Source organism: Pseudoalteromonas sp. DL2-H2.2 (assembly GCF_021532535.1).
GTDB lineage: Bacteria > Pseudomonadota > Gammaproteobacteria > Enterobacterales > Alteromonadaceae > Pseudoalteromonas > Pseudoalteromonas rubra_A.
In genome coordinates this window covers 56,672-70,928 of the sequence record NZ_JAKGBD010000016.1, presented here as the reverse complement: position 1 = coordinate 70,928, position 14,257 = coordinate 56,672, and the positions used below count along the sequence as shown (strand labels likewise).

Genomic DNA, 14,257 nt, shown 5'->3' with positions numbered 1-14,257 from the left:
TTGCTCCTGGAAGTAAACATTCACTCCAACCCACATCTAACGCTATATAAATAATAAGCAAATAAAGATAATACAAGCGTGATTGCTCGCTTATCGGGTTTATATAAACCGTGTATCAGCCCAAGCTACGCGTATCAAAAATCACGAATTTATTAACTTTTTCATATGGCAAGTTGAATAATATTTTAGTCTTATCTGCAATGATACAAAGCGAACACCGATTGTCGGGTGAGAGGACTAAGCTTACTGATAGTTATCCGGTTTTTGCTGCGATAAACGCTTCTTCAGCTAACTAGAAAAGTATTAGCAATTGTTAGAAATGTGCCGCTAAAGCGCTGACAATGGCGGCAAACTAGTCTTACCAACGAGTTAAGGCGGTGGCTATCCCTAACAGGATCCCCTTGGATCATTGAGTTTGTCTGCCCACAAACTGGCTCCAATTACGCCACCGCCTTTTTATCTCTCAGTCGATAACAAGGTAAGACACATGAAACCTAACTACCTCCTGGTTGCCCTGGTGCTGGTAACCTTCTTTATGGTGTCCTTTTTCACCAATATCCTCGGTCCATTGTTTCCTGAGCTGATCACTAGTTTTGATATTGGTCTGACTCTGGCGGGCTTGTTTCCTTTTGCTTTTTTCATCGCCTATGGGGTGATGTCGATCCCCGCCGGGCTGCTAGTGCAGCGCTTTGGTGAAAAACGGGTGATGCTTGGGGCGTTTACGCTTGCGGGGCTGGGGGCGTTACTTTTTGCTCTGGCGCCGGTATTTATAGTGGCCATGCTGGCGCTGTTTTTGATTGGAACGGCCATGGCCATGTTACAGGTTGCCATTAACCCGTTACTGCGGCGCAGCGGTGGCAGCGCTCACTTTGCTGTGTTCTCCGTGCTTGCTCAGTTATTGTTTGGTGCGGCAGCCAGTTTGTCGCCCTGGGTCTATGTAAAGCTGGCTGGCCTGGTACAGGCGCAGCCCGCTGAATTTAGCTGGATCCCTGCCAATATGCCCTGGTTGAGTATGTACTGGCTGTTTGCACTTTTGAGTGTACTCATGCTTTTCTGGATCGGCCTGAGCAAGTTCGCCACTGTACAGCGACAGGAGGAAGAAACACTAAGCTGGCAAGCCTGTGTGGGCTACTTTCGCCATCCCACGGTGATCCGCTTCTTTTTTGCCATCGTCGCCTATGTGGCACTGGAGCAGGGCATTGCCAATTCTATCGCGGTGTTTTTGCAAAATTATCATCAAATTGAACCACAGCATAGTGCCCAGGTTATTAGCCAATTCTGGATGATGCTCACGCTGGGATGTTTGCTGGGCCTGCTATTACTTAAATTGTTCGACGCCAAACAGGTGCTGATGGTGTTTTGCCTGGGGGCCGCGCTGAGCCTGATTGCGGCGCTGATTGGCAGTACTGACATTGCCTTGCTGGCTTTCCCCTTAGCAGGGTTTTTCTTATCTGTAATGTGGTCAGTGTTATTTTCGTTGGCACTTAACTCTGTGCCCAGCGGCCATGGTGCAATATCCGGGGTGCTATGTACCGGTATTGTTGGTGGCGCATTGGCCTCTCCTGCAATAGGCCTTCTCACGCAGTTGACCGGCTCATTGCAGCTGGCCTGTCTGGCGCTGCTTTTACCACTTGGCTACATCGCCTGGATAGCCTGGTGGGCGCAACCGCTGGTGCGCAATCATACCATACGTCCGTTTTGGCAAAAGCAAGTTCAACGCGAAGAAACACAGGAAGCAGCAGGACGATGAGTACAATAGTGTGTGTTGATCTGGGTGGTACCAAAGCACAGGTTGCCCGTGTTGATGAACAAGGGGTCTACGACGCGCGTCGTTACAGCGTACCAGCTTCGGCGACCAAGACCCAGGTTGATGAGTTTATCCGGGGCATCATTGCGCAGCAGCTGAGTGCAAGCTGTCGTGGTATTGCCATCGGCGTGCCCGGTATGGTGGATCTGCGCAGCGGCACTGTGCTGGAGACGGTCAATATTCCGGCCTGGCAGGATGTCCCTCTGGCTGCACAATTAAATGGCTATTTTTCTTTGCCTGTAGTTGTTAACAACGATGTTAACTGTTTTACTATGGGTGAATATTGTTATGGTCAGCATTACCTGCCAGGCGCACCGCATTACGAACCTGTGTCTAACCTGCTGGGGGTCTGCCTGGGGACCGGATTAGGCGCCGGGCTGATTTTTGAGGGGCGCCTGTACAGCGGCAGGCACTGTGCAGCGGGTGAGTTCGGCAGCTTTCCTTATCGTGATGGTATTTTGGAGCGCTACACCAGTGGGCAGTTTTTTTTGGATCGAGGCACCAACGGGGCCGAGCAGGCAGCGCTGGCATTACGCGGAGACAGTTATGCGCAATCCCTGTTTGATGAGTTTGGCTGTCATCTGGGGTATGCCCTGGCACAAACTCTGTTGGCCTTTGACCCCGATAAAATTGTGCTAGGGGGATCGGTCAGTAAGTCCTACGACTTGTTCAAGCGGACGATGTGGAAAACTCTTGCAGGGCAAACTCATCCGGCATTGTTTAAGCGGCTTGAAATAGAAGTAGGTAAGCTGGAATATGCTGCGCTGCGAGGCGCTTATCAGTTGTTCCGGCAACAGTTTTCGGAGGGAATATGAAGAAGTTTATTTGCGGGTTTTTGGCACTAGTGGGTGCTCAGACGGCGCACGCGTTAACACAGGGCGAGTTAAATGAGGTGGCCGATAACCTGGAGATACGCTATCACCTGATTGACTCCATGCCAAAGTCGTGTCCGCCACCTGCTAAGCAGTGCTATTTGTCTGAACTGCGTTTGCGCTCCCCGGTGCCTTATGACGGTGCTGACTGGGCCATTTATTTCAGCCAGCTGATGCCAATTTATCAGGTCGATGGTGAGCTTTTCAAAATAGAGCACCTTAATGGCGATTTGCACCGACTGACCCCAACAGAGCAGTTTGGTGGCTTTTCTGCCGATGATGAATATATCATTCGTTTTTATACCAAAAACTCACAGATCACGCGTTCAGAGTTTATGCCTAACTATATACTGGCCGATCAGGCGCAGCGCCTGCTCCCCAGAGTCATTGCCAGTACACGCACGGTGCGCGATGAGCAAACACAACTTGAGCAACAGCCTTATCTGGCCCCATTCGAGTCATACCATCAGTTACGCGTCAGCGATAAAGACCACACTCCCTGGATGGGAACGGCTTATCTGGCCCAGCATCAGTCAGAGCCGGTATTCAGCCATGCCCCTGAAGGCGTGATCCCAACACCTAGATCATTCAAAGTGGTGTCTCAGGGGCGGATCAACCTGGATAAAGGCGTGCATTTTGAGCTAACGGGCCTCAATCTGGCCGACATTGAAATGGCTGCCAAGCGCCTTGCACAACTGGGAGTACAACAAACCCAAAAGGGATTGCCAGTTAGCGTTACGGTGGACCCTTCATTGCCGATTGAAGCGCAGGGATATCAGTTTAACAGTTCCACCAATCGTATTGCTATTCAGGCGTCGGATGCTGCCGGTGCCTTCTACGGCGTACAAACACTGGCGGGTTTGATGGACCTTAAAACCCGCAGTATTCCTAGTGTCGCCATGGCGGATGCGCCCCGTTATACCTTCCGAGGGCTGCATATCGACAGTGCCCGTAACTTCCGCTCCAAGCAGTTTATACTGGATACCATTGCGCAAATGGGCGCATATAAATTGAATAAACTGCATCTGCACCTGGCCGATGATGAAGGCTGGCGTCTTGCCATCGCAGGTCTGCCAGAGCTGACTAAAATTGGTGGGCTGCGTTGTCTGGACCTCAGTGAAACGAGCTGTGTGTTGCCGCAACTGGGTGCTGGGACGGGCACTGGGGCACCACGCAACGGGCACTATTCACAGCAGGATTACAGTGACATTTTGCGTTTTGCCAAAGCGCACCATATCGAAGTGATCCCGTCACTGGATATGCCGGGACACTCCCGTGCGGCCATCGTTGCTATGGAGGCGCGTTACCGGGCATTAATGGCGAAAGGTAAAAAAGAGGCGGCCAATGAATATCGCTTGGTAGAAGAAGCGGACAAAACCCGCTATTCCTCTATCCAGCACTACCATGACAACACCTTAAATGTCTGTCTGCCCGCTACCTATCGTTTTGTTGGTAAGGTGCTGAATGAGCTACAACGTATGCATGAACGTGCAGGTGTACCATTAAAAACGTATCACATAGGGGCTGACGAAACCGCTGGTGCCTGGCTGGATTCTCCTGCCTGTCAGGCGCTGAATAAGAAGCAAACCATTGCGTCGATGAACGGTTATTTTATCGAGCAAATAGCGGCCATGGTGGCAGAAAAAGGCATCACGGTGGCCGGCTGGAGTGATGGCCTGAACGATGTAGACCCGAAGAAAATGCCCAAACAGGTGCAAACCAATGTCTGGAGTACGCTCAGTGAACAAGGGCACAAAGTGGCGCACCAGCAGGCTAACCTGGGCTGGGAAGTGGTATTGTCATTGCCGGATGTGACTTACTTTGATTTTCCGTATCAGTCTCATCCACAGGAGCGCGGTAATCACTGGGCCAGCCGGGCGTTAGACACTCGCAAAGTGTTTGAGTTTATGCCCGATAATTTGCCAGTCCATGCGGAGTTCTGGCGCGACGTGCTGCATCACAACTACAGTGCCGATGATAAAGACTCCGGCCTTAAGCCGGGCGTTGGTTATACCGGTATGCAGGGGCACCTGTGGAGCGAAATGATCCCCGATGACGTGCAGGCCGAATACATGTTGTATCCGCGTTTGCTGGCACTGGCAGAACGCGCCTGGCATAAGCCAGACTGGGCCGTACCGTATCAGGCTGGCAGGATTTACAATGATAAAAGCGGCTACTTCAGTGCTCAAAGTCAGCAGCTGCGTGAGCAGGACTGGCAACGATTTGTCGCCTTGCTGGGCTACCGTGAGCTACCCAAATTAACCCGTCAGGGGCGCTTTTTTCGTATCCCGACTGTGGCCGCAAGCCGTCGCGAGGATGGCACACTGAAGTTGTTTAGTGAGATCCCCGGATTTGAATTAGAAGCACACATCAACGGGCGTTGGGTTAGTTATCATCCCAAGCTGGATTTTGACTCGGTGGATGCGGTGCGCGCTGTGTTACCGGATAACACACGTGCCGGGCGGGCTTTGCCTATACCGGCCCCTGTTGAGCAGGATAGCCAGTAATTTACCCGATAACTCAGGGGGCCAAGTCGGCCCTCTGCCTGATTTAACGCTGGTAAACAATCTCGCCATCAAGCAGTGTCATCACCACCTGGGCGCCGCGGATCTCACTGGCGCTGGCTTCAAATAAGTCGCGGTCAATCACTACCAGATCCGCCAGTTTACCTACTTCAATACTGCCAACACGCTGTTCCTGGCGCATCGCATAGGCGCTGTTGAGGGTATAGGCCTCAATGGCTTGTGCCAGCGAAATGGCCTGTGGTTGGCGCGACACCGCGTTACTTAATCCGATAAACGGATTAAACGGGCTGACATTCCAGTCACTTGAGAGCGTGAGCGTGGCCTTGTTATCCGTCAGGCTACGAATAGGGACCAGATCTTGGGCACGTTCACTACCAATCAGGGGGATGGTTTCCGGCCAGTGGCTCGGAGCGGTGAAGTCTCCGGCGACCTGAGCGTCGGCAATAACCCCCAGTTTGGCAAAGCGTGGCAGATCGAACGGGTCAACAACCTCCAGGTGAGTGATACGGTGACGGGCCTGGCCATTGGAGGCATTTTCAATGGCATTCAGGGCTTCGTGAATACCACGGTCGCCAATGCCATGGATATTAAAGTCAAAGCCCGTTGGTTCAAGCGCCTTAAGGTACTTCTCGAGCCGTGCCTGGGTAAAGTAATTTAGCCCGCGGTTGCCATCCAGCTCCAACCAGTTTTCCAGGTAGGGTTCATGCATCGCAGCGGTGGTATTGACCAAAATACCATCCATATAAAACTTGACCTGGTTCACCTGTAATAGCTCGGCAGGGTTGTTTTGATACAAAGACTTGAGCTTAGCCAGCTGGGTATTGTCGTTCATGTGGGGATAAGCCCACAGGCCCAGACTAACTCGCAATGTCAGTTTGTCTTCATTTGCAACCCGTTGCCAGGTTTCCAGGTGGCCTCGTTGCCAGTAAGTACGGGCGTCACTGATGGAGGTGATCCCGGCTTTGTTCAACTCGGGCATAGTATATTCAATCAGGCCAAGGTAATCGCTCTGAGCGGCGTCGGGCAGAGACTGCATCGCCAGTTCCATCACCTGATTTCCGACATTGTCGTACAAAATGCCATTGAGCTTACCTTGCTCATCGCGACCCAGCACACCGCCGATCGAATCGATACTGTTGGCCGACAAACCCGCTAATGCGAGTGCTTTGCTATTGACCCACATCGAATGAGAGGTTTGCTCCATGATGATCACTGGCCTGTCTGGTACTGCCTCATCCAGCACCGCCAGTGGTGAGTCTGCCATCTCCAGCAGTGTAGATATTTCATGGCCGTAGCCAATGAGCCAGGTGGCTGTGGGGTGTTGGCTGGCAGCATAAGCCACTTCGTCTATGTATTCTCCCGCAGTAGCCAAGGCTGGCACACTAAACTGGGTGGCCTCGGAGGCAGATTCAAGCGGGTGCATGTGTACATCGTGAAACCCGGGCAGCATCATCTTACCTTGCAGGTTAATGTGCTGGGTTGTTTCGCCAATATAGTCCTGGGCTTCTTCATTGCTACCGACCAGAATAATCTTATTGTCTTTAACTACCACGGCTTGAGCCCAGGGTTGCTCAGCGTTTACCGTATAAATGCGGCCGTGAGTAAATACCATAGTGGCACTTTGCGCTGCACTGGGCTGCTGCATACTGGATGCCGGAGTGGTTGGATTGGTACTTTGGCTGCTGGTTTGATTGTCAGAGTTACAGCCACTGAGGGCTAAACCGGCTATCAGAAAACTGCTGGTGATCATCTTTGTTGCTCGCATTGTTGACTCCTCGTTGATGCCGATACACTATCAGTAGCATGGTAACCACAAGGTAACAGTATAGAGGTTAAATGCTGATCTTATTGGTTGAAGACGACGCGGTGTTGGCCGCCCAGACGATAGACTTTCTCAATGCAGAGGGCATTGAAGTCGATTATGCCGCAACTTTGGGTCGTGCTAGAGAGATTGCGGCACAAACCGCCAGCTTTGACAAGTATGATGCGATCATTTTGGATATGAGCTTGCCCGATGGCAACGCGCTTAGCTTGTTGCAGCAATCGCTGGCCGGGTTTGATGCCCCTGTGCTGTTTTGTACTGCAACAACGGATCTTGACGATAAACTTGCCGCCTTTGCGGCCGGTGCCCTGGATTATATCACTAAGCCCTTTGCGCTGCCTGAGCTGGCCGTACGGGTCAAGCTGTTGGCGGGTAAAGTGTCTAAGTGCAACCAGGTGTTTGAACTGGGTAGTCTGCATGTGGATTTTTCGGCAAAAATTGTCAGACGGGGTAACCGCACTATCGTGTTATCCCCTCAGCAATGGCAGCTGCTTACCCTGTTGGCTGAGCAGGCACCGGCGCCGGTTAGTAAGGCTCAGATCCTGCGTCACATCTGGCCCGACAGTGAGGTGAACAACAACATGTATAAGTCTTTGTTAACCAGGCTTCGGCATAATCTGAGCCGCGATAATGAGCCCTCTGTGATACAAACACTTAAGGGGCAGGGCGTGGCATTGCGAGAATCCAGTTGATGAGACAAAAAACGCTCAGAGGGTATTTAGCCAGGCGGCTATTTTTGTTGTTTGGGGTGTTTTCTCTGATCTGGATCTGGGTGGCCAGCCAGGTGTATCACTACGCCTGGGATGGGACATCAGACTATTACCTTTATCAGGACCTTGAGGTGGCGCTGTCGGGCCAGCTGAGCTCGCCTTATCAGGATAGCACTAAGCTGATGGGCAACTGGCAAGACCTGCCCGCAGACTATCAGCGTGTTTTTAACCACAACGGGCTTGGGCCAGACGAGCAAGCCCGTGAAGTTACTCAGTTGCTGATGCTGGGCGGTGATTATGTGTACATCTTGCGCTATGCAGAGGCACCTTTTGAGCCACTTTATATTGTGCATCGTATTGCACAGCAAGATTCCCCCAGCCTGCTGGCGGTGTTTATTGCCTTGACCCTGGCTTTGTTTGTGCTCGGAGCACTGAGCTGGTGGCCTGCTCACCGGCGTATTGTGCGAGAGTCCGAGCGCCTGACAGCCAGGTTAGGGGCCCCAGAAAACTCGTCAGGCGCAGAGTTTGAAGAGTTTTCTTCTCAGTCTATCCTGGCTGCGACTGATGCGTATGCGCAACATTATACGCAGCAGCAAGAACGCTTGTATTCCGCTTTTTTAAGTCATGAGCTCAATACCCCGCTGGCACAAATCCAAAGTACGCTTGCCCGCTTTGAGCAGCTGGATGAGCTGCCGCTGGATGCACTCCCCCTGCTGGCGCAACTGGAGCAATCGGGTCAGGATCTTAGGTCGTTGAGCGAGGCTATTTTGTTATTGTGCCGAGCCGATCAGGCGCGTCTGAATGTGGCTGATCTGCGGGTGTGTCTGACAAGCTGGCAACAGGCTTGGCAGCAGCAGTGCTTGGTTATTGAGTTGAACTTACCTGCACAGCCGGTCAACCAACCAGTGCAGTTGCGCCTGCTAATACTGCTTCTGGAGCAGCTGGCCAAAAACGCGCTGCAACATGGTGAGGGAGCACTTACTGTCACGTTGAGCGATAAAGAAATGACCTTCACCAATCGTGTGTGTGGTAAGCAAGTGCACTATGGTCAGGGATTAGGCACCCGGATCATTGAGCGCGTGTGTGCGTGTTTTGGCTGGCGGGAGCAGCGTAATGCTGGCCCGCTATTTATACAAACCATTCACTTTCATAATCACTGCGGTTGATCCAGCACCTGTGTTTTAACGGAGTTGGTGTTATTTGGTGCAGATCCTATCAAACTGGCTTTTTCATATTACCTGGTTGCGTCCGAGCAGTATTGGCTAAGAGCTGAGTTCATGGCTTTATTCGAGTGGCTTAAAACTGAATTTGCAACATCGCCAGCGGAGGTGGATTTTTAGCCAGTTTTTTACCCACATTGATGTGACGTGACTATACTCTGAGTGATTATTTCCGGAATAAATGGACTGGCTTTTTATCATAGTGAAGGAATAATGGAGTTAAATACGTTAAGCACGCGCATCAGCGCAGGGTTTGTACTGGCTTTTTTGATCCCCGCTGCAATTGTCATTACGGCGCTTTTTCAGTTAGCTGAGCTGGAGCAAAGTAGCACTCAGTTTAGTACCAATGAATTGGCCAGTGTTAAGCATATGCAGGCACTGAGATCTAACTTCGAGGACTCCAAACTCGAGCTGAAATCCTGGATGGCTGGGGGCGGTCAGCAACACTTGCAAGGCCGACGTGAGGCCTGGCAAGGCATTGACGAGTCACTCTTTAAAATTAAGCGATTGACCCAGTCTGCGTTGAGTCAGACACAGCTATCAATGTTTGAAAATAAACTCAACGAAGCCAGGCTAATACAGCAGCAAATTGAAGAAATCGCTCAGTCGGAGGCAAACTTTCCGGGTTTGCAGGTGTTTTTTAATCAGGCCATGCCCCGTGCGAAGCAAATTATCAATGCGGTAACGCTCACCATAGAGTGGGAGAACGAACTGGCGGCCGATCCGTCACGCAAAGAACTACTAAAAAACCTGGCCGATTTTCGTGGCGGCTTTACCAGTGCGTTGGCATCGGTTCAGGCATTTTTGCTCAGTAATCAGGAAACCTACTTCCTGGAGTTTGAACGTCATCGCTCTTGGCATGAAGATGCCTGGCTGAATATACAACAGCAGCAGGCATTACTGAGTGCTCAGCAAGCCATTCAGATCCAGAAAGTGACTCGATTAAGACAGGAGTTTTGGCAGCTTCTGCCACAAATTTTTGAACTCAGAAGAAGTAATGGCTGGAATAAAGCTGAGAATACCTGGCGTGAGCTATTGGGGCCGCTAACCAGGGCTCTTAAGAACCAGCTAATAGAAATCGAACTGGCGCAACAACAACTTGCGGACCAAAGCCTGACAACCAGTCAGAGCAGTCTTGCAGATTTAACCCGTCTGGCATCACTCGCCATACTCGTCGCCGCATTGCTCACGGGGTGTATCGCCTATTTAATTAACCGGCAAGTCGGTCAGTCGTTATCACAGGCTATTTCGGTGACTGATAAGGTTGCGGATGGTGACTTTAGTGCTAATGTGCGGCTTCAGGGCAGTAAAGAAATTAAGCAGTTATCTCAGTCGCTGGCGAAAATGACAGAGACTTTACGGGCGATTACTCAGCATGCCAAAGAGATAGAAAAAGGGGATTATACACAAGACTTTACGCCAAAAGGTGAGCAAGACTTGTTAGGCATGGCGTTGAATGCCATGACAAAAAACTTGCGAAATACCCATCAGCTTTCACAGCATCAGACTTGGCTAAAAGCCGGGCAAGCGGACATTGCAGAGCGTTTGACGGGGACTCAGTCTGTCGAGCAAATCTATAAAATTTCCTGTGATTTCTGTAGTAGCTATCTGGAGGCTGAGGTCGGTGCTTTATATGCGTTGGAGGGGGATCTTTATAAGCTGAAAGCCAGCTATGCCTATAAGTATCGTAGCTCAGAAAATACCGAGTTTAAGCAAGGTGAAGGTCTGGTTGGTCAGGCAGCATTAGAAGGTAAACTATTGTACTTTAGTGGTTTGTCAGAAGAGCATGTGTCGATGTCGGTGAATTCTGGTTTGGGGCAATCTGTCGCGAGGCATGTGGTCGCGGTCCCGATTAAAGACAAACGGCAAAATGAAGCGGTGTTAGCGGTACTGGTTATCGCGAGTGTTAAAACGTTCCCAGACATCAGCTTGGAGCTGCTTGAGCTGTCTGCTGATAGTATTGCCCAGGCTCTGGCATCAGCGCTGTCACGGGGCAGGTTACAGGAGCTGCTGGATGAGTCGCAACAGCAGGCTGAGGAGCTTGAGTCTCAGCAACAGGATTTAAAAGCGGCTAACGAAGAGCTGGAGCAGCAAACGCAGGAGCTTAAACGATCGGAGGAAGAGTTAAGAGAGCAAAGAAGCCAGCTTACTCAAACCAATACTCAGCTCACTGAGCGCACAGATACGTTACAAAAGCAAAAAGTCGAGATTGAAAATGCTCGTATTGAGCTGCAACATCGCGCTGAACAATTGGCGGTATCGAGCAAGTATAAGTCAGAGTTTTTGGCCAACATGTCGCACGAGTTAAGAACGCCGCTTAATAGCTTGCTGTTATTGTCGCAGTCTTTGGCTCGCAACGCTGACGGCAATTTAACGGAAGATCAGCTTGAAGATATTGAGGTTATTTACAATGGCGGCCAGTCCTTACTCACGCTTATTAATGAAATTCTGGATTTGTCGAAAGTTGAGGCTGGCAAACTTAAGCTGATCTCAGATCGGGTAAATTTACACGGCTTTGTAGCGCGGCTGAAGAAACAGTTTGATCCGATCGCAAAAGAAAAAAACCTTGAGTTTAAAATCACGATTTCTCCATTAGCACCTCAGGATATAGAAACAGACGAGCTCAGGCTGGAGCAAGTGCTGCGTAATCTACTCTCCAATGCTTTTAAGTTTACTGAGCAGGGCTACGTAGAATTATGTATCGAGCCGGTTGACGGGAGCGTTAAGTTTAACAACCCGGCGCTGAACGCAGAGAGTTGTTTAAGCTTTGTGGTGAAAGATACAGGCATTGGTATAGCGCAAGATAAACAGCAGGCGATTTTTGAAGCCTTCCAGCAAGCCGACGGGTCAACCAGTCGGGCTTTTGGTGGGACTGGCCTTGGGTTGACCATATCGCGAAAGTTTAGCCACTTGTTGGGCGGAGAAATTCAGCTGACCAGTGAGCTGGATAAAGGCAGTGCCTTTGCTTTGCATATTCCGCGTGATAAACAGCCGGAAAACGAGCAGCAGGACGAGCCGCAACCACAACCAGACGTACCCACAACAAACCAGGCGATTCAGCAAAGCGACTTTGTCAAAGTGCATGACGATGCCTTACTGGCCGAGCGGCAACCAGCCGATACAACACTCAGCAGTGCAATGGTTACCACAGACGCGTCATCAGACTTGGCTACCGAGCAAAATAGTACGGTTCTGATTGTGGAGGACGACAGCCAGTTTGCCAGCATATTATCTGATATTGCCCGCAAACATCAGTTTGACCCGCTGGTGTGCTCTCGGGCCGAGCAGGCATTAAACATGATACAGCAAGCGCAGCCCAGTGCTGTGATACTGGATATAGGGCTGCCGGATATGGACGGCATGACACTGCTGGACACCTTGAAGTCGGAGCCTAAAACACGCCAGATCCCGGTTCATATTGTGTCGGGAAAAAACAAAGACCCGAAAGCACTACAAAAAGGGGCTATCGACTTTTTAACTAAGCCCGTGTCCTTGGAGCAGATGGAGCAGGTTTTCGCTAAGTTTGAGGTCTTGCTGCAAAAGCACATTAAGCATTTGCTATTGGTAGAAGATGACACCCACGCCTGTAAAGTGATTAAACAGGTTTTACAGCAAAAGGGATTAGTGTTGCATATTGCCAACGATGGCGCCGCAGCCATGGGGCTTCTGAAACAACATCAGATAGACTGCTGTATTGTTGATTTGAATCTGCCGGACATATCGGGCTTTGAATTGCTTGAGAGAATGGACGCAGAGGCGAGCCTGGCGTTACCGCCGATCATTGTTTATACCGCGCAGGAGCTAAGCCGGGATGAATATCACCAATTGCTGCGTTTTACCGATAAAATTGTACTGAAAACCGACCATGCACCGGTGCGTTTGCAGGATGAAGTGGAGCTCTTTTTACATTCGGTGGAGCAGCGCTTACCACCTAGCGTAGTCGCTTCCAAACGTGATGATATGAGTAGTCAACCCGTTGACCTGTCTGGCTTTCATGTGCTTTTGGTTGATGATGATTTGCGCAATACCTATGCCTTATCCAAGTTGCTGAAGGAGCAAGGGCTTGCCGTCACTATGGCCGATAACGGTCAGCTGGCGCTTGAAAAGCTTCAGCAGAATGAGCTGTTTGACCTGGTGCTGATGGACATCATGATGCCCGTGATGGATGGGTTCGAAGCCATGAAACATATTCGAGCAGACATTTCACAAAATCTGCCAATTATTGCACTAACGGCAAAGGCGATGAGTGAAGATAAGCAAAAATGTCTTGAGGCGGGAGCCAGTGACTACCTTGCCAAACCTGTTGATATCAATGTATTGATCTCTATGATGAAAATCTGGTTATACGAAACGCAAAATGCAAGCGACAGACTCCATTGATATGGCATCATTACCGGGCCGTGAAACCAAACTCACAGCTGAACAGGCGCTGGAAGTAGACATTTTACTGGATGTTTTATATCAGCGCAGTGGCTATGATCTCTCTCAGTATGCCCGCAGTACACTGGTCAGGCGTTTGCAAAATTGTTTGCTCATAGAAGATTTGCCGCACTTTTCGTACCTGATCCCCAAAGTGCTGTACGAAAAAGGATACATGCACAAACTGTTGCAGGAACTGTCGGTTAGCGTCACCGAGTTTTTTCGTGATCCGGCCTTTTTTCAGTCTCTGGAGCAGCATGTGCTGCCGGTTTTAAAAACCTTTCCCTTTTTCAAAATTTGGCATGCCGGGTGCGCCACTGGTGAAGAAGTATATTCTCTTGCGATGCTGTTAAAGGTACATGGCTTATATGACCGGGCTAAGATTTATGCAACCGACTTTAATGACCGTATTTTAGATAAAGCCAAAGCAGGTATTTTTACAGAAGACACGATGCGCCAGGGAGAGTTGAATTACAACCAGCTGGCAATATCACAGGGCACCCCGTTTCATGAGCATTTCTCGACGCAATATCATAGCAGTAAAGTCCGTATGGAGCTGGCCAGGAACATAGTGTTTGCCAATCATAATTTGGTTTGCGATGGGGTATTTGGCGAGATGCAGCTGATACTTTGCCGTAATGTGATGATTTACTTTGATAATGCTTTAAAAAAGCGGGTGATTGATTTGTTTGACCAAAGCCTGCATCACAGTGGTTTTTTGGGGCTGGGGCGGCTTGAGAACCTTGATTATCTGGACACCAGTGCACGATGGCATTTGCTGGATAACGCAGCAACGCTTTATCGTAAAGTGCCTGGCATTTAACTAGGACTAAAGGCTTAGCATAATTTGTTTGTTTTGGACGGGACGCTGCGATTTTTGTA

8 protein-coding genes are annotated in these 14,257 nt (G+C 50.1%); 7 read left to right on the top strand and 1 reads right to left on the bottom strand.

What is annotated here, in order from left to right; all coding sequences use genetic code 11:
- The first annotated feature begins 487 nt into the window (after positions 1-487).
- From L1285_RS20540 to L1285_RS20530, 3 genes are read left to right on the top strand one after another with little or no spacing between them, the layout of a single operon-like run.
- The gene (locus L1285_RS20540) at positions 488-1,750 is read left to right on the top strand and encodes an MFS transporter (protein ID WP_235414092.1); all 1,263 of its coding nucleotides are present in this window, start codon (positions 488-490) and stop codon (positions 1,748-1,750) included.
- A complete protein-coding gene (locus tag L1285_RS20535) occupies positions 1,747-2,622 on the top strand; it encodes an ROK family protein (RefSeq protein ID WP_235414091.1) in 876 nt (291 codons plus the stop codon). Before L1285_RS20540 ends, L1285_RS20535 begins: the two co-directional genes overlap by 4 nt.
- On the top strand, positions 2,619-5,186 hold the full coding sequence (locus L1285_RS20530) for a family 20 glycosylhydrolase (protein WP_235414090.1): 2,568 nt from the start codon (positions 2,619-2,621) through the stop codon (positions 5,184-5,186). The genes L1285_RS20535 and L1285_RS20530 overlap by 4 nt, the downstream gene beginning before the upstream one ends.
- Before the next feature lie 43 nt (positions 5,187-5,229).
- Here L1285_RS20530 and L1285_RS20525 read toward each other — a convergent pair whose 3' ends face one another.
- On the bottom strand, positions 5,230-6,969 hold the full coding sequence (locus L1285_RS20525; protein WP_235414089.1) for an amidohydrolase: 1,740 nt from the start codon (positions 6,967-6,969) through the stop codon (positions 5,230-5,232).
- Positions 6,970-7,040: 71 nt separating this feature from the next.
- Between L1285_RS20525 and L1285_RS20520 the strand changes: the two genes are divergently transcribed.
- From L1285_RS20520 to L1285_RS20505, 4 genes are all read left to right on the top strand, one after another.
- Entirely contained in the window at positions 7,041-7,718 is a 678-nt protein-coding gene (locus L1285_RS20520) for a response regulator transcription factor (protein WP_235414087.1), read from the top strand.
- Positions 7,718-8,902 carry a sensor histidine kinase gene (locus L1285_RS20515; RefSeq protein WP_235414085.1) on the top strand — a complete coding sequence of 395 codons (1,185 nt, stop codon included), beginning with the start codon at positions 7,718-7,720 and terminating at the stop codon, positions 8,900-8,902. The genes L1285_RS20520 and L1285_RS20515 overlap by 1 nt, the downstream gene beginning before the upstream one ends.
- Positions 8,903-9,169: 267 nt before the next feature.
- Complete coding sequence (locus L1285_RS20510) at positions 9,170-13,336, top strand: response regulator (RefSeq protein WP_235414083.1); 4,167 nt, start codon at positions 9,170-9,172, stop codon at positions 13,334-13,336.
- Positions 13,314-14,198, top strand: a complete 885-nt coding sequence (locus L1285_RS20505; RefSeq protein ID WP_235414082.1) for a CheR family methyltransferase — start codon at positions 13,314-13,316, stop codon at positions 14,196-14,198. The genes L1285_RS20510 and L1285_RS20505 overlap by 23 nt, the downstream gene beginning before the upstream one ends.
- The last annotated feature ends 59 nt before the right edge of the window (positions 14,199-14,257 follow it).

Coding starts and splice junctions, on each gene's coding strand:
- L1285_RS20540 (WP_235414092.1), top strand. CDS start 488: ATGAAACCTAACTACCTCCTGGTTGCCCTGGTGCTGGTAACCTTCTTT.
- L1285_RS20535 (WP_235414091.1), top strand. CDS start 1,747: ATGAGTACAATAGTGTGTGTTGATCTGGGTGGTACCAAAGCACAGGTT.
- L1285_RS20530 (WP_235414090.1), top strand. CDS start 2,619: ATGAAGAAGTTTATTTGCGGGTTTTTGGCACTAGTGGGTGCTCAGACG.
- L1285_RS20525 (WP_235414089.1), bottom strand. CDS start 6,969: ATGCGAGCAACAAAGATGATCACCAGCAGTTTTCTGATAGCCGGTTTA.
- L1285_RS20520 (WP_235414087.1), top strand. CDS start 7,041: ATGCTGATCTTATTGGTTGAAGACGACGCGGTGTTGGCCGCCCAGACG.
- L1285_RS20515 (WP_235414085.1), top strand. CDS start 7,718: ATGAGACAAAAAACGCTCAGAGGGTATTTAGCCAGGCGGCTATTTTTG.
- L1285_RS20510 (WP_235414083.1), top strand. CDS start 9,170: ATGGAGTTAAATACGTTAAGCACGCGCATCAGCGCAGGGTTTGTACTG.
- L1285_RS20505 (WP_235414082.1), top strand. CDS start 13,314: ATGCAAGCGACAGACTCCATTGATATGGCATCATTACCGGGCCGTGAA.